This window comes from Paraflavitalea sp. CAU 1676, from assembly GCF_029223285.1.
Taxonomy (GTDB): domain Bacteria; phylum Bacteroidota; class Bacteroidia; order Chitinophagales; family Chitinophagaceae; genus Paraflavitalea.
Genome location: NZ_JARHUJ010000009.1, coordinates 1 through 21,696 on the forward strand (window position 1 = coordinate 1; position 21,696 = coordinate 21,696).

At 48.9% G+C, this 21,696-nt stretch carries 16 protein-coding genes; 13 read left to right on the forward strand and 3 right to left on the reverse strand.

All coding sequences use genetic code 11. The features are described 5' to 3' along the window. Positions 1-146: 146 nt before the first annotated feature. Positions 147-557: a hypothetical protein gene (locus tag P2H89_RS27205; RefSeq protein ID WP_275833057.1), complete on the reverse strand. Its 411-nt coding sequence runs from the start codon at positions 555-557 to the stop codon at positions 147-149. Positions 558-1,392: 835 nt separating this feature from the next. Between P2H89_RS27205 and P2H89_RS27210 the strand changes: the two genes are divergently transcribed. The 4 genes from P2H89_RS27210 to P2H89_RS27225 all read left to right on the forward strand — a co-directional run bounded on the left by P2H89_RS27210 (position 1,393) and on the right by P2H89_RS27225 (position 8,990). Then, on the forward strand, positions 1,393-1,518 hold the full coding sequence (locus P2H89_RS27210; RefSeq protein WP_275833059.1) for a hypothetical protein: 126 nt from the start codon (positions 1,393-1,395) through the stop codon (positions 1,516-1,518). A 243-nt stretch (positions 1,519-1,761) separates the two neighbouring features. Beyond that, positions 1,762-6,561, forward strand: a complete 4,800-nt coding sequence (locus P2H89_RS27215; RefSeq protein ID WP_275833061.1) for an Ig-like domain-containing protein — start codon at positions 1,762-1,764, stop codon at positions 6,559-6,561. 63 nt (positions 6,562-6,624) lie between these two features. Beyond that, positions 6,625-7,596 carry a type IX secretion system membrane protein PorP/SprF gene (locus P2H89_RS27220; RefSeq protein WP_275833063.1) on the forward strand — a complete coding sequence of 324 codons (972 nt, stop codon included), beginning with the start codon at positions 6,625-6,627 and terminating at the stop codon, positions 7,594-7,596. Between the two features lie 47 nt (positions 7,597-7,643). Then, entirely contained in the window at positions 7,644-8,990 is a 1,347-nt protein-coding gene (locus tag P2H89_RS27225; RefSeq protein WP_275833065.1) for an OmpA family protein, read from the forward strand. Positions 8,991-9,162: 172 nt separating this feature from the next. On the opposite strand, the gene P2H89_RS27230 is transcribed toward P2H89_RS27225, so the two are convergent. Next, the gene (locus P2H89_RS27230; RefSeq protein ID WP_275833066.1) at positions 9,163-10,056 is read right to left on the reverse strand and encodes a DNA glycosylase; all 894 of its coding nucleotides are present in this window, start codon (positions 10,054-10,056) and stop codon (positions 9,163-9,165) included. 645 nt (positions 10,057-10,701) lie between these two features. Between P2H89_RS27230 and P2H89_RS27235 the strand changes: the two genes are divergently transcribed. From P2H89_RS27235 to moeB, 4 genes are all read left to right on the forward strand, one after another. Then, complete coding sequence (locus tag P2H89_RS27235) at positions 10,702-11,640, forward strand: cysteine synthase family protein (RefSeq protein WP_275833068.1); 939 nt, start codon at positions 10,702-10,704, stop codon at positions 11,638-11,640. A 1-nt stretch (position 11,641) separates the two neighbouring features. Then, complete coding sequence (locus P2H89_RS27240; protein ID WP_275833070.1) at positions 11,642-12,079, forward strand: M67 family metallopeptidase; 438 nt, start codon at positions 11,642-11,644, stop codon at positions 12,077-12,079. A 48-nt stretch (positions 12,080-12,127) separates the two neighbouring features. Next, positions 12,128-12,406, forward strand: a complete 279-nt coding sequence (locus P2H89_RS27245; RefSeq protein ID WP_275833072.1) for a MoaD/ThiS family protein — start codon at positions 12,128-12,130, stop codon at positions 12,404-12,406. Between the two features lie 70 nt (positions 12,407-12,476). Next, positions 12,477-13,640, forward strand: coding sequence for a molybdopterin-synthase adenylyltransferase MoeB (gene moeB / locus P2H89_RS27250; protein ID WP_275833074.1), 1,164 nt, complete (start codon positions 12,477-12,479; stop codon positions 13,638-13,640). Between the two features lie 481 nt (positions 13,641-14,121). Here the strand turns inward: moeB and P2H89_RS27255 are convergent, their stop codons facing one another. Beyond that, positions 14,122-15,693 carry a hypothetical protein gene (locus P2H89_RS27255; RefSeq protein WP_275833076.1) on the reverse strand — a complete coding sequence of 524 codons (1,572 nt, stop codon included), beginning with the start codon at positions 15,691-15,693 and terminating at the stop codon, positions 14,122-14,124. Positions 15,694-15,906: 213 nt separating this feature from the next. Here P2H89_RS27255 and P2H89_RS27260 point away from each other — a divergent pair, with 213 nt between their 5' ends. The 5 genes from P2H89_RS27260 to P2H89_RS27280 all read left to right on the forward strand — a co-directional run bounded on the left by P2H89_RS27260 (position 15,907) and on the right by P2H89_RS27280 (position 21,687). Continuing rightward, on the forward strand, positions 15,907-17,079 hold the full coding sequence (locus tag P2H89_RS27260) for a 2-isopropylmalate synthase (RefSeq protein ID WP_275833078.1): 1,173 nt from the start codon (positions 15,907-15,909) through the stop codon (positions 17,077-17,079). Positions 17,080-17,171: 92 nt separating this feature from the next. Continuing rightward, entirely contained in the window at positions 17,172-18,569 is a 1,398-nt protein-coding gene (gene leuC, locus P2H89_RS27265; protein WP_275833080.1) for a 3-isopropylmalate dehydratase large subunit, read from the forward strand. Between the two features lie 67 nt (positions 18,570-18,636). Continuing rightward, complete coding sequence (gene leuD, locus P2H89_RS27270) at positions 18,637-19,233, forward strand: 3-isopropylmalate dehydratase small subunit (RefSeq protein ID WP_275833081.1); 597 nt, start codon at positions 18,637-18,639, stop codon at positions 19,231-19,233. 33 nt (positions 19,234-19,266) lie between these two features. Further along, a complete protein-coding gene (leuB, locus tag P2H89_RS27275; RefSeq protein ID WP_275833083.1) occupies positions 19,267-20,382 on the forward strand; it encodes a 3-isopropylmalate dehydrogenase in 1,116 nt (371 codons plus the stop codon). A gap of 363 nt (positions 20,383-20,745) precedes the next feature. Beyond that, positions 20,746-21,687 (forward strand): branched-chain amino acid transaminase, encoded by a 942-nt coding sequence (locus tag P2H89_RS27280; protein ID WP_275833085.1) that lies wholly within the window; start codon positions 20,746-20,748, stop codon positions 21,685-21,687. The last annotated feature ends 9 nt before the right edge of the window (positions 21,688-21,696 follow it).

Sequence of the window (21,696 nt, forward strand, 5' to 3'; positions counted from 1 at the left end):
AGACTTGAGTTAGTGGTCACTCCACCTAAACTTCCGTCCCCCCCAAAGATCCCCACAGATAAACTCCACACAACGTCATAAAAGGAAAAAGGGTGCCTCATAATTTTGAGACACCCTCTTCCTTTTGTAGGTAAGCTGCCTGTAAATTACTTGATCTTGCTTACAACAGTTTCTTCAACATAACTGCGATTCCTGTTGATCTTGTACACTTCAGCCTGGCTGTTCTTCTTGGCCTTAACTTCTACATTCAACACGTTGTCGCCTATCTCTTCGGTGTTCAGCATAAACTTTTTAGAGATGCTGGTACCTTTCACCTTTGTGCTGTACAACACGTTGCCAAAGTCATCGCGGAAGGTGATGGTATACTCGTCTTCTTCTTTCTTGTTCAGGTTCAGTTGGAAAACAGGTTGGTTTTCGTAGTGACCAATGAACTTGAGTTCTATAGCTGTAGCAGATTTTTCTTTTTCGTTGTTAGCCAAAGTAGTGGTAGAAAAGGCTAAAGTAAAAGCTACCAGGGCGATTGCCACAATGCCGTAATTTCTCATCATCGATTTCATAAAGTATTATTTAAAGTTTTTAAAAACAGTATTGAAAGCTTCGTATGGATGGGCAACCGGGCATGCAATGTAGAAGAGAAAAAGGAGGGGGAAAACTCCTGAAGACCAACGCCAGACTGACGTTCTCTTTAATTCATGATGCAAACATATAACCTCATTTCCCGCCGCCAAAACCAAAAAAAGGCCGGTTTCAGTATCGTAAAGCTCCGTAGTAAAAGTTGAAAGCGGCCATGGGGGCGGGTTTTCAGGAAAAAGCACCATGATGCCCAACCTGTATTTGAGCCCTTAAAAAAGCCTGAAAACAACTGTTCTTTGCACATTTCTTAACAATTAGGACATATTACAAGCCCTTTCTTAGCAACTGCAACAGGCCCAACGATGAATAGGGAGAATCACCATATGTTTGATCGGCGAGGGCATGTTGAGGCATAAATGGGCAACCCCTTCGGGCGTTACGGGAAAAGTGTAGATACCGGAGCAAACTGGCGGGATCGATGCATCGTCTGCATCATTCCTGTTGTCAATTGTCGTGTATAGAAAAACGTGAAGATTCGCGCGCAGGGATTGTTTTGATAATTCTCAACATTTCATTCCCAAAAAAGGACGCTACAGGCGCGGATTACACGTATTTATACCCAAACTGAAATAAATTCCCAAAACGATACAATTTATCGTCTTAATACAAGTTATAAGCTTATATATAGGGGAAATATGAATGTATCAACAGGTATTTTCTTATTTCAGAAACAAGTATAACTTTATGCGCAAAGCATTTTTAATATAATCCAATATCGATCCTAAAACCGTATAGTAAAATCATTTTAAAACCAATTCCATGAACCTAACCCCTACACAATTCAGGCCACTCAAGCCTATTATTTACCAGGTGTTATTGAACTGTCTCGAAGAGTGCACGCAGCACAACGGCGATCAACCCGTTGGTGACAAGGCGCGTCGTTGACAGGGTAGTATTTCACGCATCATTTTCCCTGTAATCAATAACCTAATCGTTACTTACCGGTACTGCCGGTAACGGATTCCGTAGCTCTTCCGCATTGGCTGGATGGGCTGGGTAACAGATTTTGATATTGACTAAACTCTATACCGTATGGCTACTGCATCAGAACCCAACCACCCTCTATTTTCATTGAGGGAACCCCGTATCAGGCAACTACTAACGGGATTTCTTGCAATGCTTGTGTGTATGTTAGGCTTACACACAGGTGCTTCTGCATTTGAACCGGGCAAAGGTCGCCCGCCTGGTGTGCCGGATATCAACCATCCAGGCACAAAAATCATTGTAGTAAAGGATAGTTCGCTCGCCAACGGTATCGAGCAAAATACAGTTACCGCCACTGTAGTGGATGAATTCGGTAATCCTGTTGCAGGTGCCTTCGTTGCCATCTTTGTTGGTACGGTGAGTGGAGGTGATTGGACAGGCCCCAGCGGCTCTTTTACTTATTCGTTCGGCTCAATTATTCCCGGTGACCGGCAAGTAGAAGCCAAAGTGAATGGTATTGCCTTTAAGAAAAAGGCTATGACCTATTTCAAAGCTCCCCCTCCCGATGTAACCGTCACCACCACCTACCTCGACGACATCATTACCGGCGCCAAGGCAAATAATACCGCCATAAACGAAGTATATGCACACATCACAGATAAGTATGGCAACCCGATAAAGGACGCAGAAGTTGATTTTACCATCGCATCAGGTGTTGCCACTAATAAAGGACCCCTCAAAATCAAGACGGACGCCGCTGGCAATGCTTACCTGCAGTTGGTAAGTACAGTAGCTGGAACGGTAACGATCACGGCAAAGGTCAATGGCGTTGAGATCGTCAATGGCAGGCCGGCCACCGTTCAGTTTGTCGCCGATGACCCTTCCACCTCCAATCCACTTACATTACTAACCGTTGTCGATAATAACAGGACGGCCAATGGTGTAGCAACCAATAGCGTAAAGGCCCATCTGGTGGATGCCAACGGAAACCCTGTTTCCGGGGCCAATGTTACATTTGAAATTGTAAGTGGTACTGCCACTTTTACCATACCCAATCCGGTAGCTACCGATGCTGCCGGTAATGCTATCATTACCCTTAGTAGTACCGTTGCCGGAAACGTTAAGATCAGAGCGCTGGTCAATGGATCGGTGATTTCGGGAAGTCCTGTTGGAGTATCCTTCCTCGCCGATGTGCCGAGCGTCGCAAACCAATTCACAGGGTTGCTGGTGATGGCCAACGGAGCCATTGCCAACAATACAGCCAGTGATATCGTTACCGCCCGCATCAGAGACGCTAATGGTAATGCCGTTAACAATGCTTCAGTCGAGTTTTTCATTTATAGTGGTGTTGGATCATTTCTTGGAAGCTCCACAGTAATCACCAATCCGAGTGGATTGGCGGCCATCAGGATCGTCAGCACGGTTGCTGATACAGTATTGATCGTGGCCAAGGTTAATGGAGTGGATATTATTAATGGAAGTCCGGCCAAAATATGGTTCGTACCTGATGTACCCTCAACGTCCAACCCGTTGACGGCCCTGTTGCCCGATGACGCACAGGCAATTGCCAATAATACAGATCTCGCGGGCGTAAAGGCCCATGTGGTCGACGCCAATGGCAACCCGGTAAAAAATACAAAAGTAACCTTCAGTATCAGTGGTGGTACCGCCAGTGGCTCGGCTACCCTCACTTCGGTAAATGGCGAGGTGTATACCGATGCAAATGGCGATGCGATCATTAAGATCAAGAGCCCGCTCATCGGTACCGTACAAATTATTGCCACTGTTAACGGCCAGCCTATTCTCACCGGCAGCCCCCAGGAAGTGGAATTCGTGGCCGATGTGCCTGCAGTGAATAATCCGGGGACTTATATTGTGGTTTCGCAGGATAATGCACTGGCAAACGGCGTGGCTGTTAATGTCATAAAAGTGCATGTGGTAGATGCCCTGGGTAATCCGGTAAAAGATGCATTGATCAAGTTTACCCGCGTTAGCGGAACGGCTACTTTCACCAGTCCCCCCACACTCACAACAGATGATAATGGAGAAGCTACAGTTACCCTGAATAGCACGGTAGCGGGCAAAGTAAATATCACTGCAACAGTCAATGGTGTGACTATTGTGAATGGAAGTCCGGCCATAGCCACTTTTGTGGCGGATGTGCCCAGCACCACCCATCCCCAAACAACCCTGCTGCCCGATGACCCACAGGCTGTTGCCAATAATATTGACCTGGCTAGTGTGAAAGCCCATGTAGTGGATGCCAATGGTAATCCTGTGAAGAATGCCAAAGTGGTATTTGTCATCGACGGTGGTACTGCCGCCGCTTCGGCAACACTTGTCCCCGTTACGGGTGAGGTTTTCACTGACGACAATGGTGACGCCTTCATCAAAATTAAAAGTCCGCTTATCGGGAAAGTAATGATCAAGGCCACCGTAGAAGGTCAACCGATCACCAATGGAAGTCCACAGGAAGTGGAGTTCATCGCCGATGTGCCAGCTGTTAATAATCCCGGAACTTATATCGTAGTTACGCAGGATCTTGCCCTGGCAAACGGCCTGGCCATCAATATAGTAAAAGTCCATGTGGTAGATGCCCTGGGTAATCCGGTAAAGGATGCACTGATAAAGTTCACCCGTGCATCGGGTACCGCTACCTTTACCAGCCCGCCCACATTGACCACCGACGATAACGGCGATGTAACCGTCACCCTCAGCAGCACGGTAGCCGGTAAAGTAAATATTACCGCCACCGTCAATGGAGTGGCCATCGTGAACGGCAGCCCCGCAATTGCTACGTTCGTATCCGATGTGCCGGAGCCGTCCAATCCGTTAACGACCCTGAGTGTCGTGATACCGGCCGCCCCCGCTAACGGAACTGCTGTAACCAGCGTAAAAGCACATATCGTCGATGCAAACGGAAATCCTGTAAAGGGAGCCAGTGTGGAATTCTTCCTATCGGGTGCAGCCAATATTGTAGAAACCAATCCAGTCATAACCGACGACAATGGCGACGCCATTATTACGCTCAACAGCACGGTGGTGGGCATCGTATCCGTTACCGCCAAAGTAAATGGGGTAGTGATACTCAATCCCGCTCCAGGCGGCAAAGTGGATGTAGAGTTTACGGTCGATAAACCGGCTACCACCAATCCCGCTACCCGTTTGATCGTAAAAGTGACGGGCGCGGAAGCTGATGGCGTAGCACTCAATGAAGTGCAGGCACACATTGAAGATGCACAGGGTAATCCCGTGCCGAATGCTACTGTAACCTTTGCCATCAACCGGGGTACTGCCACATTCAGTGGGCCGGTAACCCTAACCACCGATGCAAATGGGGATGTGGTCATTACACTCTTCAGCAACGTAGCCGGAGAAGTGGATGTAGTGGCAACAGTGGGAATAGACCCGATCGTGAACGGTAGTCCCGCTACGGTGATCTTTGTGTCAGGCAAACCAAGCAATACCAATCTCGCTACCCGTATAGATCCGGTGATCAAAAAGGCACCGGCCGATGATATCGCATTCACCAGTGTGAAAGCGCATGTGGCCGATATTAACGGAAACCCCGTTGTGGGGGCGCCCGTTCAGTTCTCGATACTGAATGGTACAGCTACCATCAAATTACCCAACCCGGTAGTGACGGATGCCAATGGGGATGCTATCATAGAACTGCACAGTGCAGTGGTAGGCATCGTACAGGTGGAAGCCACGATCCTGGGCCCCAATCCGCTGAAGATTAATTATGGCAGCCCGGCCGAGGTCGAGTTTGTGGTCGGTGATCCTTCCGTCGATAATGCGGCCACACTCCTGAGTGTGGTAACCGACAATGCCGAAGCCAATGGTACGGCCTTGAACAGCGTGAAAGCACATATCGCAGACGCCGCCGGTCACCCGGTGAAGGACGCAGTCATCGTATTCTCGATCGAATCGGGCACAGCTAATATCGTTGAGACCAACCCGATCCTTACGGACGCCAACGGCGATGCGGTGATCACACTGAACAGCACCGTAGCCGGTAAAGTGAAAATAATAGCCACCGTAAACGGAACGTCTATTAAGAACGGAAGTCCGGCCACCGTAACCTTTGTGGCCGGTAAACCCGAACCCACTAAAAAGGAAACAGAACTGATCGTAGTCACCAATAACGCCAGCGCCAATGGTGTTGCCACCAATAGCGTCAAAGCCCACGTGGTAGACTTTAATGATAACCCTGTTCCGGGCGCCGTAGTAACATTTGCGATTGCCACCGGTTCCGCGACCATCGTGGAAACCGGTCCTTTCACCACCGATGCCAAAGGCGAGGTCGTCATTACCTTGACCAGTACCGTCGGTGGCGTCGTTGAGATCACTGCAAAAGTAGACGGAGCAGATATCGTAAACGGTAGCCCAGCGTCGGTAACATTCACCACCGATCCGGATGTGACAAATCCTGAAACCAAGCTGGTTGTTATCACCAACAATGCGATTGCAGATGGTAATGAGACCAACAGCGTCAAAGCACATGTGGTAGATGCCAATGGATCGCCGCTGGCGTTGAAGGAGGTATTCTTCCGCATAGAATCTGGCGATGCAACTGTTCTCACCGTACAGCCGGTGCTCACCGATGTCAATGGCGATGCTACCATCCTGTTGGCAAGTAAGACGGCCGGGTCTGTATCAGTGACAGCTAAAGTTGGTGATAAGCCGATAACGTTTGGCAGTCCCGCCAAGCTGCGCTTCGTACCTGTAGATATATACGTGCCGAAGGTGTTTACACCGAATAATGATGGTAATAATGATGTGGCTAAGCCCATTGTTGTGGGACTTACCACCTTCCATTATTTCAGCATCTACAACAGGTGGGGTAACCTCCTGTTCACGACCAAAGATCCCAACGCAGGATGGGACGGAAGGTTTAAAGGCGTACTGCAGCCCGTAGAGACTTACCTCTGGATCGCGGAAGGGGTCGACAGGGACAAGAAGAAGGTGGTGCGCAGGGGCATGATCTCCCTGGTACGATAACACCAGGAAAATAACGGTTATATGAAAGCTACTATCCGATATACAATTTAAAACCACGGCCAAATGAAATCAATTTGGTTACTAACATGCGGCGTTTTATTGGCAGGGATCGTTTCTGCACAGGAGATCAACTTCTCCCGTGTGCAGGACATGGCCATCTGGTACAACCAGTCCCTCAAGACCGATAAACAAAACGGCTTAAAGCTGAACTATCGAAACGTTCAGTACGGCGGGCAGATCGCCTACAATAGTATCAGTGCCATGGTCGATATGCCTATCCTGTCGAGGGCCAAAAAAGAAGCCCCCAACAGCGGCGGATATTTCAGTGCCAGTGCAGGCGCTGCCTCCGATAAATCGAACCAGGGTATCCTCAACAACACCCTGGGATTACTCGGTGTTTCGTACGCGGTGCCTATTTCGAAGAACGAGACCTATGCCGCCATCGGTTTCCAGGGCGTTTACTACCGGAGTAACCTGAACATCAACGGTGGGTCCTTTTTTGGCGACCAGTACGACAAGTACGGGCCGGTCGATGGAATGGCCAGTGCCGACCGGTTTGCCAGCGGATGGTCGTACGGCTATTTTAATCTGAACGCCGGCATCTCAGTTTTCAATAATTCTGCGTTTAATAAGTGGTATGTGGGCGCATCGGTCATGCATATCAACAAACCCTTTACCGACCAGGCAAAATCGAAGGAGTTTCGCCTCCCGCAGGCCTGGGGTGTCCAGGGGGGGTATAAGTTCGCAACAGGTATCGATGATGACGAATGTGGATTCTATGCGGCAATGAACTGGCAGGGAAGGGCCTACAAGCACTTCTTCAACGGAACCTACTCAACGCCCATCAAACAAATGCCCGGCACTGCGGTAGGGCTGGGGCTGGGTTATCGGTATGAAGACGCTCTGGTACCGAATATTGAATTAAGATATATGAAACTGATACTTGGAATATGTTATGACATCAATATCTCAGGCATCAGTGCATCAGGCATAAAACGAAATGGATTGGAATTAGCTGTAAGACTCGATTTCTAAAACATCTCCCGATACCTATGCAATAACCCTTGAAAAATCAATAACCAATGAAAAAGGTATTAGTCTGTTTGGCGGTGTGCCTGCTGCTGGCTGCAAAAGGCATCCTGGCGCAGGAGGTCGCAAGAGAATGGGATAACAGATGGTTTATATCACCCCTCTGTAAATTCCAGGTGCAGGAGTTTGGTATGCTGGAAAAAAATAAGCTGGGGTTCCTCAGCAACGCCAATGAACTCCCGATCATGGATAAGATCAACGCATCTTTCGCAGCATCTGCCTATAAGAATATAGCCGGTCGCCTGTCATTCAGTGTCGATGTGGGGCTTGCTTATGGGCACGTTGCCAGCAAAGACCGCATGATCGGTACCACCGAAAAGCAGACCTATAACCTGCTCAACGCCACCTTGTATTATCACTTATTAAGTCACCGGTATCGCCTGCAGCCTTTTATATCCGCTGGTATCAATAACCTGATCAATGACTCCTCCTACACCAGTGTTCCGATGGGAGTGGGGTTGAAGTTCACCTCCAAAAAGATCATGGTGCTGGGCCAGGCGGCTTACGGCTACTCTGTAAGCAAGAATATCTCCAATACGATCATGTATTCGGTGGGTATGTACCTTGCCATTAATAATAAAAAGAAGAAGAAGTCGGATAAAGACAAAGCGGCATCCGAACAGGCAGCCCTCGATTCTATGAAGAAAGCGCAGGACAGCCTGCTGGCTAAAAAGTCTGATACCACAAAGACCAATGGACAATCGATCGTCAACAACTTCTATATTAATGTAAATGTCGACTCCCTGTTAAATGCCCGTGCTGGCAATGCCAATGGAAATAATAATGGTAATAGCAACAATCCGAATGGCAACAATGCCAACGGTGACCAGGATGGATTTGCTAATGGAAATCAAAACGGCTCCCCGAACGGTAACAACAGTAAGAACTGGGGCAAAGACCGGCAGAATGGGCAAAGCGACTTTGGCGACTCCATTGCCGGAGGCAAAACGCCCCAGGCATTTGACCTGATCGACTTCCAGGTCGATACCATCAATGGCAAGCCGGCCCTGAAGTTCATCATCTACTTCTACTATAAAGACTACTCGCTGACCTCAAGGGCCTTTGCAACGGTCGATAAGGTGATTGCCCAGTTGAAACGAGATCCGAAGAAGGTAGTGGAAGTGAAGGGTTACACGGACAATGTGGGGTCAACCGAATACAACAATTACCTCTCGATGCGCCGTGCCCAAATGGCCTTCGACTATATGAACAGCAGAGGAGTGCCGGCCGAGCGGATGATTGTAAGCTATTACGGAAAAGAATACCCGGTTGCTGAAAATACCCAGGCCAATGCATGGCTCAACCGAAGGGTGGAACTGATAGTGCACGACAAAGAATAAAGACACAGTTTAGGTTTAACATAGAAGGGGGATCTGCATGGATCCCTCTTTGTTTTTGTACCACCCGAAAAAAATTTTTAGACTTGGTTGCGCTTGCCGGCACCCACATAGATCCCTGCTGCCCACACAATGATCCCGCTGCCGACTGGTCCACCTTTCCGTATTTCGACCGCTAATCATGACTTAAGCTCCGCCACAGGTAAAAGACCAGGTAGCTTTCCCAGCCCTTGAACTTTTTGAACAAGGGGGCCATCTTGCTAAGGTCTTTTTTGTCATCGATCAACTGGTGGTTCAGCAGTGCGTTCAGTAACCCAACATCGCCATGGGGAATGGCCTGCATTTGCTTGAGCGACTTCATGAGTGCATAGTTGGCGGTCCACACGCCAATGCCCCTGATGTTGGTGAGCAGGGCTACCTGTTCTTCATACGACTTGCATTGTTCAAGAGTTGACCGGCTCACCGATCCGTCGGCAAACAATTGGGAAAGGTGTATCAGGTACTCGGCCTTTCGGGTAGAGAATTGCAGGTTGCGGAGCTGCTCAACCGTAACGTGTTGCAATACTGCCGGTTTGGGGAAAATATGCAGTGTGTGCCGGCCCGATTCTAGCGTGGTGCCGAAATGTTCTACCAGCCTTCGTTTGAGGGTATAGGCGAAAGTAAGGTTGATCTGCTGGCCGATGATGCTCCAGCACAAGGCTTCGTAGAGATCATGAATGCCGATGAGACGGAAGCCTGCATAATCTTGCACCATGTATGAGAGCCGTTTGTGTTTACCCAGCAATTGATAAAAGGGGCTGATGTCGCGTTCCAGATCGAACCACTCGATAATATATTGTTGCAAGGCTTGCTGAAGCGCCGGGCTGCCATTGTCCGATTCCATGGTCAGGATAAGATGGCTTTCATTGGCTTCCAGGCTGAAGCCAACGTTTTGCTCATTTATACAAATGGCTTTGGATAGTTTCCCGGGTTCAATAACATGCAGGCAATCGTCGTAGTTGCGGTTGAGGAACCACAGGCATTCCTCAAAACTGAACAGGGATGGTTTCGGTATCAGCAAGGGATTCATCCGCCAAAAGTACGCCACGGGTCAACACCTGCCCACCCGATTCTTGCGGCCCGGTTGCAACACATTGGCAACTGCCAAGACATTGGGCTTTCCAGCACACATCCTTCGTCTCTTGTATAGTCTTACAGCACAACGCCATCCATGTTTGTAACTTCGCGCACAGGCTCGTATCCGATTTGCGTGGTTATCTTAGATCTTACTCATTCAACTTCCTTGCCGTGTATTTTTCTTTATGGTTTCTGCGCCCGCCCACCTGCCTCCAATGTTTGCCTGCCCACAAACATCTACAAAGCCAACGTTTGTAAGTATTCAGCTGCAGGCGACACCTGTTCGCATCAAAACGGCCGCCAGAGCTGGGTTTAAAGCACTTTAACAAAATTAGTCTACATCGCCTGTAGGAATTATCGGATAAATCCCTTTATATTTGTACAGATAAATCGTTTAGACCAAATGACATTCCATAACCCACATAAAAATTGTTGTTGCTGTTGTTGTCAACACACCAGGGTTATTGGGGTGGGCGATAGCCATTGGTAACAGCTGAATATTTAATATTCAACATATTATAGGCTCCACCGTCGTGTGGGGCTTTTTTTATTTTATACCGTTCAAGTCGCATTGAACACTAACCGTAATACTGAACCGATGCAAATCCTAACATCAACTGTTATTGATGAAAGGTTACTGGAGGATGCCCGCTTGCTGGGTAATCAAATAGGCAATACACCTTTATACCGGATCACCAAACTCTTTGCCAAACCCAACGTAACTATATATGCCAAGCAGGAGTGGAAGCAGCTGTCGGGCAGTGTAAAAGCAAGGGCTGGATACAATATCTTCCGGTCGGCCATAGAGCTGGGGTTGCTTGGCCGCGATAAGATACTGCTCGATGCTACCAGCGGCAATACCGGCATCGCCTATGCAGCGGTGGGTCATAAGTTACAGGTGCCCGTTACCCTTTGCCTGCCCGAAAATGCTTCAAAAGAAAGAAAGGAGATACTGCAATCGCTGGGCGCCGAAATCATTTTCACTTCAAAATACGAAGGCACCGACGGCGCACAGGCCGTAGCAAAAGAACTGGCAGCCGCCAATCCCGATAAATATTTCTACGCCGACCAATACAAGAACGATAACAATTGGAAAGCTCATTATAATGGTACGGCATTCGAGATCGTCAAAGATCTGCCCGCCATCACGCATTTCGTGACCGGCCTGGGTACCAGCGGCACATTTGTTGGTACAGGCAGGCGACTCCGTGAGTTGATACCCGGCATACACCTTACCTCATTGCAGCCCGATAATCCACTGCATGGCATGGAAGGCTGGAAGCATATGGAAACAGCCGTAGTGCCCACTATTTACGACACCACCGTGGCCGATGAGAACCTCGAAGTAGGTACCGAAGAGGCCTATGAAATATTGAAGGCCGCTTACCAATATGAAGGTCTGCTGTTAAGTCCCTCGGCAGCGGCCAATCTCGCCGGCGCCATCAAGGTGGCTGAGCGAATCGATGCCGGCAACATCGTTACCGTATTCCCCGATAATGCCGACAAATACAGTGAAGTAATTAAAAAACTACTTTGAGATGATCACCATTCTACCTACAGCAAAGGAATTAATGTTACAGGATGCGGTACAGGCTTTTCCCGATGAATGCTGCGGTTTCTTATTCGGCGAAGAAGATGCGGCCGGCAACCGGACCATCAGCAACATACAGGTTGTCATCAACGCAAAGGAAGGTGATAAACGCCGCCGCTTCGTGATCGCTCCATTGGATTATATGAAAGCCGAGCAATTTGCCGAAGAGCAAAACCTGCTGCTGTTGGGCGTATACCATTCGCATCCCAATCATCCGGCCATACCATCAGAACATGACCGGGTCGCCGCACAGCCGTTTTTTTCTTATGTCATTATCTCGGTATTGGAAGGTCGCGTTGGCCCCATCAGGTCCTGGCGCCTTAATGACGATTCACAATTCGACGAAGAAACAGTAGGAGCCGCTGAACTGACCACCGGCGCCTGAACATACAGTAAAGAATCATTTCATCAACAATAAACAACATCAACGATCATGGCAACAGTAATCATTCCCACACCATTACGAAAATTCACCAACAACACGGCACGTCTCAACATACAAGCCGATACCATAGAAAATACCGTTAGCGAATTAACGCTTAACTTTCCGGAACTAAAGAAGCATCTGCTCGATGATAAAGGGCAGATCCGGTCATTCGTCAACATCTTCGTCGGTAACGATGATATCCGTAACCTGCAACAAGAGAAAACACCTGTGCAGTCAGATACAGTGATCAGCATTGTGCCTGCTATCGCCGGTGGTATAGCCTGAGTGGCCTGCCATCCGCACCATTAACCCTATGGCTGCCGCATGCATACATTCATCATTCAATCATGAAACAATGAGCACACATTCCACCATAACCTTTTCCAAAGAAGAACTGGCCCGTTACAACAGGCATATCATCATACCCGAATTTGGACTCGAAGCCCAGCAAAAACTTAAGGCCGCCAAAGTGTTGATCGTTGGCTCTGGCGGGTTGGGCAGTCCTGCCTTGTTGTACCTGGCAGCTGCCGGGGTAGGTACAATCGGTATCGTAGATTTCGATGTGGTCGACGACAGTAATCTTCAGCGCCAGATATTGTTTGGTGTGGAATCCGTAGGGAAACCCAAAGTAGAAGCTGCCAAAGCGCGCCTGCTGGCACTCAATCCGCACATCAATATCATCCTGCACAATACCCAGCTCACTTCGCAGAATGCGCTCGACATTCTGAAAGATTATGACCTGGTGGCAGATGGAACCGATAATTTCCCCACCCGTTACCTGGTCAATGATGCAGCTGTATTGCTGGGCAAGCCCAATATATACGCCTCCATCTTCCAGTTCGAAGGCCAGGTAGCCGTATTCAACTATACCAACAAAGACGGTGTATTGGGTCCCAACTACCGTGATCTGTATCCCACACCGCCGCCACCAGGCCTGGTGCCCAGTTGCGCAGAAGGTGGTGTACTTGGCGTATTGCCCGGCATCATCGGCAGCCTGCAAGCACTCGAAGTGATCAAAGTGATCACCGGGGTAGGGGAGCCGCTGGCCGGCAGGTTCTATATCTTCGATGCGCTCACATTCGAGAGCCGCACGTTCAACATCTCCCGCCGCGACGATAATCCGCTCAACGGAAAGAATCCGTCTATCACAGCGCTGATCGATTACGAACAGTTCTGCGGTGTGAAAGCAGTTGAGAAACCCATCAAAGAGATCACAGCCAAAGAACTCTACGACTGGCAGGTAAAAGGCGAAGCCTTTCAGCTCATCGATGTACGTGAGCCGCACGAATACGATATTGTGAACATTGGCGCCGAACTGATCCCGCTGGCTACTGTGGCCGACAATGCCGCTAAGTTCAATCGCGATACCAAAGTAGTGGTGCATTGTAAGATGGGTGGCCGTAGCGCCAAAGCTATTCGTGAATTGGAAGAGAAGTTTGGGTTTACCAATCTGTACAACCTCAAAGGAGGCATCCTGGGGTATATCGACGAGGTACAGCCCGAGCTAACGAAGTACTAAGAAAGAGGTGTCTGCCCCGAAGCCCGTGACCTGCCAAATCAACCTTGCTGGCAACCTGGTACAATCGGTGGCTAACCACGGTTTTTCCGGAAAAGCCGTTCGCTTCAGCGACGAATAGTCTCACTAATAAATGATTATCAAAGCCTTGGGCATAACTGTCCAGGGCTTTTTTTGTCGATAATGGCACTGAGTTCAAGCGGCATTTATGTGCGATAGCCATGTAACTCACTGATACTGTACTGGATATACGCCCTCAACAGCACTGCGTTATAAGTCGAAAGGCACTGTTTAGTGAACCCCAGTGCGGTTTGTAGTGAATGTCAGTGCCGTTCTCAGTGAACTACACGCCTATAAACCGCGACTCCTGACCGGCTAAACCAGCGAGAATGCCCGGCCTCCGTTCAGCCTTAACTGTTCCAAACGCCAAGGGGCTGCCGGTTCACCCGGCAGCCCCTTGGCTATCTCTTAAGGCCCCTCGGCCTTATTCTCCTTTAAATTCTGTTGCCTTGTGTTTTACCGCATTGAGGTACTTCTGGCGGATCACGTTTTGCACCGGCGTATTGTCCATCTTGCTTTCGAGCCAGGAAATGATGTCGAGGTACATGAAGGCACGTGTTTCAAAGCGGTTCCTTTCGTGCTGCTTCAGCTTGTTCAACAGTTTCTCAAACTCGCCTTTCAGCTGCTTGGGCGATACATGGAACGAGCGGCGCAAGAACCGGAAGATCTCTTCCTCTACCACACTCAGGTTCTCCATCTTGGCCATAAAGCGGTATACCGATTTGAACAGGTACTCGAGCAGGTCGAAATTACCCAGCTCATAATGCGCGATCAGGTGCAGCAGGCGCGAGTAACACTGCAGGTCGGTACGCAGGTCAACCTTCCAGTTGATGATCTTATTGAGGTAGTCGATAGCCTGCTCGTAATGGCCGCTGCCAAAGTACAGAGAGGCGATCTTGTAGTAGAACACCAGGATGCGGTGCCTGTCGAGGTAGAGATAGTATTCTTTGAGCTTTTCCTCTGTTTGCGGTACCAGGGTCAGCCCTTCGGTGAACGTGCCTTCCATGAAGTGCTTGTTCATCTTGGCGATCTGCAGGTATACAAAGGTCTGGATGCGGCTATTATCGTTGGCATTGGCCACATCGGAAGCAGCAAAGGCTTCGAACTTGGCCAAGGTATCATTGAATTTCTGGTAATTCTGCAGGTCGAAATGGGCGCTCAACAGGTTGTGCATGCCCTTGATGAAGTGAGCGGTCTCCACCTCCATCATAAAAGGTTCCTTTTCAAACAGCTCTACCCATTTCTGCGTGTACCGGTAATACTGCAGCAGGTCCTGGCGGATGAAAGCGTACCAGCAGTAACTCTGGTAGAGATACAGTTTCTCGTAAAATCCTTTAACGTCTTCACCGCCTGCAGGAAAATGCTCGTCGAAGAACTGCCGCAGCGCGATCTCGTCCTTCTCATTGCGGGCATGCCCATTCTTGATGTACCAGCTATACAGCAACAGCGAAAGGTTGGATAGTTTGCCGGTATTCACCAGCTTCGTATTCACTTCATCTACCTCATTGGTAAGCCTTTCGGCACGGTCCTGCATACTGCGGGTAATGTGCAGGGCTTCGATCTTTTTTTCGAAAAACAGGACCTGCAACAAATAGGTAACCTGGTTATGGGCTTTGGCCGTTTCTTTCATTTTGTCCAGCACCTTCAGGCTTTGGAGATACAGCCCTTTGTTGTACAGGATGCGGGCATAGTCCATCTGTTCGTGGAGCTGGATATCGATATTGCTGTCGTCCTTCAGGAGGCGAAGACTGGATAAGATCTGTTTGTACAGGTGGGCCTTAATATTGGAAAGCTGCTGTTTCTTGATACTCTCATTTTTCCGCAGCAACAAAGCTTCGTCATACTCCTCCATCTTATCCAACGCATCAAACAACTGTACCACCTTCAGTTCCTCACTCGAGGAGTTGCGTTGTACATACAGCTTGAAATTCCTTTTTTCTGACTTTTCCAGGCTATGGATCAACTGAAAAAGAGCATCGGTTGAGCGATTGGGCATCGTATTTAATAAACGTTAAACCTGTTGATATTCAAATATTTATGTATTATCAGCCGAGGGTTAAGCAGTGTAAATTACTCACAATTTTGATTTCCCTTACTGGGGAAACACAGATAATTTCGGTAACGCAGGTTGTTTAATGGATTTCTCAGCAAGCAACACAAAATTAGGCAGCCTGCTCCTTTATCTTATTACCCTTCTTCAAAAATTATTATGCCAGGACAAAAGGTCTTCATTTTTGACACCACTTTACGCGATGGGGAACAAGTTCCCGGATGTAAGTTGAATACTACGGAAAAGATTGAAATAGCGTTGGCGCTCGAAGCACTGGGAGTTGATATCATCGAAGCTGGTTTTCCCATCTCATCACCTGGCGATTTCCAAAGTGTTAATGAGATTGGTAAGGTCATCAAGAATGCTGTCATCTGCGGATTGAGCCGTGCGGTGCAAAAAGACATCGAGGTCGCTGCCGAGGCTTTAAAAAGTGCCAAACGCAGGCGGATACATACTGGTATCGGCACCTCCGACTTTCATATTAAATCAAAGTTTAATTCTACCCGCGAGGAGATCCTCGAGCGTGCTGCGCAGGCCGTAAAATGGGCCCGCAACTTCACCGACGACGTGGAGTTCTATGCAGAAGATGCAGGCCGCACCGAGAACTCCTACCTGGCAAGGGTGGTAGAAACGGTGATCGCAGCCGGTGCTACAACAGTCAACATCCCGGATACTACCGGTTATTGCCTGCCGCACCAGTATGGCGAAAAGATCGCGTACCTGGTAAACAATGTTCCCAATATCGATAAGGCCGTGCTTTCCTGTCATTGCCACAACGACCTGGGTCTGGCTACTGCCAACTCCATCGCCGGTGTGATCGCAGGCGCCCGCCAGATCGAGTGTACCATCAATGGTCTCGGTGAAAGAGCTGGTAACACCTCGCTCGAAGAAGTGGTGATGGTGATCAAGCAGCACCAAAGCACCCTTGGTTTCTATACCGATATCCATGCAAAGCAACTCAACCCGCTTAGCCGCCTGGTATCAGATACCATGCGTATGCCGGTTCAGCCCAATAAAGCCATCGTGGGCGCCAACGCCTTCTCGCATTCGTCGGGCATTCACCAGGATGGATTCCTGAAAGATGCGCAGACCTACGAGATCATCAACCCCGAAGAAGTAGGGGCCGATGGCAGCAAGATCGTGTTGACGGCACGTAGCGGACGCAGTGCCCTGGCGCACCGTTTCCAGAAACTGGGTTTCATGTATAACCGTAACGATATCGATGTTCTGTACGAACAATTCCTGAAAGTGGCCGATAAGAAGAAAGAAGTTGGAGATGAAGATCTGCAGGGCCTGGCTAACCAATACCAGGCAAAGGCCATTGTAGCATAGTGAGCAGTATTTTCTCATAATCATGTAGTTTTTGTTTACGCGTGGCGCTTCTGCGCCACGCTTTCATTCAAGCTGGAAAAGCACAAAAAGAAATGGGAAAGACATTATTCGATAAGATCTGGGAGAAGCACGTCGTCAGGCAGATTGATGGCGGGCCTGCGGTGTTGTATATCGATAAGCATTTTATCCATGAAGTGACCAGCCCGCAAGCCTTCAAGGGACTCGAGCAGCGAGGAATGAAAGTGCTCCGTCCGCAACAGGTAGTAGCCACCGCCGATCACAATGTGCCCACCCTCCAGCAGCACCTCCCCATCAAAGATGAACTCTCCCGCAACCAGGTGCAGCAACTCATCGAAAATTGTAAGAAACACGACATCGAATTATATGGCCTTGGACACCCGTTCCAGGGCATTGTGCATGTTATAGGGCCCGAACTGGGCATTACCCAACCCGGCATGACCATCGTGTGCGGCGATAGCCACACTTCTACCCACGGCGCCTTCGGTTCCATTGCCTTCGGCATCGGCACCAGCGAAGTGGAAATGGTAATGGCTACCCAATGCCTGATGCAAAGCAAGCCAAAGCTCATGCGCATCAACGTGGAAGGGTCATTGAATAAAGGTGTAGTATCGAAAGACATCATACTCTATATCATCGCGCAGATATCTGCCAGCGGTGCTACCGGTTACTTTGTCGAGTTTGCCGGTTCGGCCATCCGCGCCCTCAGCATGGAAGCCCGCATGACCATTTGCAATATGAGTATAGAAATGGGCGCCCGTGGCGGTATGATCGCTCCCGACGACATCACCTTTGATTATATCAAAGGGCGTCTCTTTGCACCAGGTGCTGCCAAGTGGGAAAGAAAGCTCGCAGCCTGGAAAGAATTGTACTCCGATGCCGACGCCACCTTCGATAAAGAGATCAACCTGAATGCCGCCGACATTGAGCCGATGATCACCTACGGCACCAATCCCGGCATGGGCATGGGCGTTACTGCACGCATCCCCGCCGAAAACGAAGTAGAAGAAAAAGAAAAGCCTTCCTTCCTGAAATCGCTCAACTATATGGGGCTGCAACCCGGCACCGTGATCAAGGGAAAGAAAGTGGATTATGTATTTATAGGCAGCTGTACCAACAGCCGCATCGAAGACCTTCGCCTGGTAGCCTCTTTCGTGAAAGGCCGTAAGAAAGCCGATGGCGTACAGGTATGGATCGTGCCCGGTTCCAAACAGGTCGAAAAGCAGGCGATCGCCGAAGGCATCGATAAAGTATTCGAAGAAGCAGGATTCCAGCTTCGTCAACCCGGCTGCTCGGCCTGCCTGGCGATGAACGAAGACAAGATACCTGCCGGTAAGTATTGCATCTCTACCTCCAACCGGAATTTTGAAGGCAGACAAGGGCAGAACGCGAGGACCCTGCTGGCCAGCCCGCTCACGGCAGCTGTGGCAGCCATCACCGGCGAAATAGCAGATGTAAGGGATTATTTATAAAGCAGGCTGAGGGCTGTATCGCCGGGATAGTATCCTGACGATGTAGCCCACAGCTCAAATGATAAACATGAGCAAGAGCATAAACATTATTAATTCAACGGTCGTTCCGGTCAATATCGAGAACATCGATACCGATCAGATCATTCCTGCCCGCTTCCTCAAGGCTACCAGCCGTGATGGATTTGGCAAGAACCTCTTTCGCGACTGGCGCTTTAATAATGATGATGAACAGCAGCCCAAGGAAGATTTCGTGATGAACAACCCTGCTTACAAGGGTAAGATCATGGTTGCTGCCCGCAATTTCGGTTGTGGCTCCTCGCGCGAACATGCTGCCTGGGCCATTAAGGATGCAGGTTTTGATGTAGTGGTGAGCAGTTTCTTTGCCGACATCTTCCGCAACAACTCACTGAACAATTTTCTGTTGCCCGTACAGGTAAGCGAAAGCTTCCTGGCGCAACTGTTCGAAGCAGTTGCCAGGGATCCGGAAACTGCCATCGAAGTGAACCTGGAGCAACAAACGATCACCATCGTTGCTACCGGCGCACAGGAATCTTTTGAGATCAACAGTTATAAAAAGACCTGCCTGCTGAATGGGTACGATGATATCGACTACCTGTTGAGCATGCGCAATGAAATAGAGGCTTTTGAAACGGCCCGCCCTTAAACAGTTATCCTAATCCCGAAAACAAAACACTACATGGAAAAAAATATTGTTGTAATTGAAGGTGATGGCATCGGACCGGAAGTTACCAGGCAGTCGGTCAAGGTGATGAATGCCATCGGAGAACAATTTGGTCATACCTTTCATTACAAGTACTGCCTCATGGGAGCCGATGCGATCGAAAAAACCGGCAATCCCTTACCGGATGAAACGATCGAAGCAGCCCTCAACAGCGACGCGATCCTGTTTGGCGCCATCGGTCATCCGAAATACGACAACGATCCCTCGGCCAAAGTGCGGCCCGAGCAGGGATTACTGAAGATCCGCAAGTCGTTACAATTGTTTGCCAATATACGTCCCGTAACCACGTATCCTGCCTTGCAGCACCTATCCCCCTTGAAAGCCAAGAATATTGAAGGGGTCGACTTTGTGATCTTCCGTGAACTTACCGGTGGTATCTACTTCGGTAAAAAAGAAGTGAACGAAGAAAAGACCCGAGCCTCTGACGATTGTGTGTATACCCGCGATGAGATCGAAAGGGTATCGCACCTTGCATTCAGGTCGGCTCAGCAACGCCGCAAAAAACTTACGTTGGTAGATAAGGCGAATGTATTGGAAACATCCAGGCTTTGGCGCAAAGTAGTTCAGGAATTAGCTGCCCAATATCCCGACGTTGCTGTAGACTTCCTGTTTGTAGACAATGCTGCCATGCAGATCATCCTTAACCCCAAGCAATTCGATGTGATCCTCACGGAGAATATGTTTGGAGATATCATCAGTGATGAGGCCAGTGTGATCAGCGGTTCGCTGGGTTTACTGCCTTCTGCATCGGTTGGTAACGGATCGGCGCTGTTCGAGCCCATCCATGGTTCTTATCCGCAGGCGGCTGGCAAGGATATTGCCAATCCATTGGGATCGATACTGTCTGCAGCCATGTTACTCGATTATCTAGGCATGACCAAAGAAGCGGCCCTGGTACGGGAAGCCGTTGAATGGACACTGCAGAACGGATTTGTTACCAAGGACATCGATCCTATTAATTTCTATTTCACTTCCACGATCGGTGAGTTGATCTGTGACTATGTAGCGAACAGAATACCGGATGGAGTGAACAAGGCCAATATCGAGTTGAGAAAGTCGACGATCATCTAGGAGAACTGCCTGGTGATCATTCAATAAAGTGAAGTGTTGCAAAGCTGGTGCTGTATAATAATAATGAGTGCAGTAGCCAGGTACACAAAATAAAGTTGCTTGCTGTAGTTCTTTTTTTGAAACAGGGGGTGTATATTCGCAGTGCATCATTCCTCATATGTTTAAAAGCAGAACAAGTAATGTCATCACTGTCGTAGCCGCAATAATTATTGTGGTGGTCGTGGTCATTATTATTCCTGCTGCAAACGGAGGTGGTGTTTAACGTATAATTTAATAAGTTAAAAATACTAAGCGACCCGCCTCCCAAAGAGGCGGGTTTCTTTTTTGTTTTAAACCCGCTGTCCTTACAAAAATTAATGAATTATGGCATCCTATTACAATGAGAACACCATTGTCTATCTCAATGGGAAGTATGTAAAAGCATCAGAGGCAAAGGTTGACCTATACGGACAAACCTTGCATTACGGCTTAGGTGTATTTGAAGGCATCCGATCGTACAGAACGGTCGATGGCAACACGAAGATCTTTAAAGCATGGGAGCATTATGACCGTCTTCGCAAATCGGCCGAAGCGCTCAATATGCCTTATTCCTGGCACGATGTGGACCTCATCAATGCTACCTATGAGGTGTTGCAACGCAACAACCTCCAGGATGCATACATCAGGCCACTGGTGTACGGACCGGCAAACATGAGCTTCAACCTCAATGCCGAATCGCATATCGTGATCGAAGTATGGGAGATGGGCAAGTTCCTGGGTGATAAGTTGCTGCGTGTAATGGTGTCGCCTTTTCAACGTCCCAACCCTGCGGGCTTTAAGATCGAAGCCAAAGCCTGCGGTCACTATGTGAACTCGATCCTGGCCAGTCAGGATGCCAAAGCAAAAGGATACGATGAAGCGCTGCTGACGGATATGAACGGCTTCATAGCAGAAGGTCCCGGCGCCAATATGTTCTATGAAAAAGATGGCAAGCTGTATACTCCGGCACTCGGCAATATATTACCGGGTATCACCAGGGCAACGATCATCGAACTGTGTAAGGAATTGCACATTGCGGTAGAAGAAAAGCAGTCCACCATCGAAGACCTGAAACAAGCCGATTCCGCTTTCTTCTGTGGTACAGCTGCAGAAGTGATCGGATGGGAATCTATCGATGAGACGAAATTCCCGCTCGATTGGAACAAAAGCCTGGGTAAAGTTTTGCAACAGGCCTATAAGGACCGGGTAACTGAACAAGACCTGGCTCACGAACGACTCGATGGAGGCAAGGGATTGAAGAGCAGAGAGGCGATTGCAGGCAGATAAGAAGCACAA

Excerpts from the sequence above, each read along its gene's own strand:
- P2H89_RS27255 (WP_275833076.1), bottom strand. The coding sequence starts at position 15,693 with ATGCCCAATCGCTCAACCGATGCTCTTTTTCAGTTGATCCATAGCCTG.
- P2H89_RS27205 (WP_275833057.1), bottom strand. The coding sequence starts at position 557 with ATGAAATCGATGATGAGAAATTACGGCATTGTGGCAATCGCCCTGGTA.
- P2H89_RS27220 (WP_275833063.1), top strand. The coding sequence starts at position 6,625 with ATGAAATCAATTTGGTTACTAACATGCGGCGTTTTATTGGCAGGGATC.
- P2H89_RS27225 (WP_275833065.1), top strand. The coding sequence starts at position 7,644 with ATGAAAAAGGTATTAGTCTGTTTGGCGGTGTGCCTGCTGCTGGCTGCA.
- P2H89_RS27245 (WP_275833072.1), top strand. The coding sequence starts at position 12,128 with ATGGCAACAGTAATCATTCCCACACCATTACGAAAATTCACCAACAAC.
- P2H89_RS27240 (WP_275833070.1), top strand. The coding sequence starts at position 11,642 with ATGATCACCATTCTACCTACAGCAAAGGAATTAATGTTACAGGATGCG.
- P2H89_RS27215 (WP_275833061.1), top strand. The coding sequence starts at position 1,762 with ATGTTAGGCTTACACACAGGTGCTTCTGCATTTGAACCGGGCAAAGGT.
- P2H89_RS27230 (WP_275833066.1), bottom strand. The coding sequence starts at position 10,056 with ATGAATCCCTTGCTGATACCGAAACCATCCCTGTTCAGTTTTGAGGAA.
- P2H89_RS27260 (WP_275833078.1), top strand. The coding sequence starts at position 15,907 with ATGCCAGGACAAAAGGTCTTCATTTTTGACACCACTTTACGCGATGGG.
- P2H89_RS27210 (WP_275833059.1), top strand. The coding sequence starts at position 1,393 with ATGAACCTAACCCCTACACAATTCAGGCCACTCAAGCCTATTATTTAC.
- P2H89_RS27235 (WP_275833068.1), top strand. The coding sequence starts at position 10,702 with ATGCAAATCCTAACATCAACTGTTATTGATGAAAGGTTACTGGAGGAT.
- P2H89_RS27280 (WP_275833085.1), top strand. The coding sequence starts at position 20,746 with ATGGCATCCTATTACAATGAGAACACCATTGTCTATCTCAATGGGAAG.
- leuB (WP_275833083.1), top strand. The coding sequence starts at position 19,267 with ATGGAAAAAAATATTGTTGTAATTGAAGGTGATGGCATCGGACCGGAA.
- leuD (WP_275833081.1), top strand. The coding sequence starts at position 18,637 with ATGAGCAAGAGCATAAACATTATTAATTCAACGGTCGTTCCGGTCAAT.
- moeB (WP_275833074.1), top strand. The coding sequence starts at position 12,477 with ATGAGCACACATTCCACCATAACCTTTTCCAAAGAAGAACTGGCCCGT.
- leuC (WP_275833080.1), top strand. The coding sequence starts at position 17,172 with ATGGGAAAGACATTATTCGATAAGATCTGGGAGAAGCACGTCGTCAGG.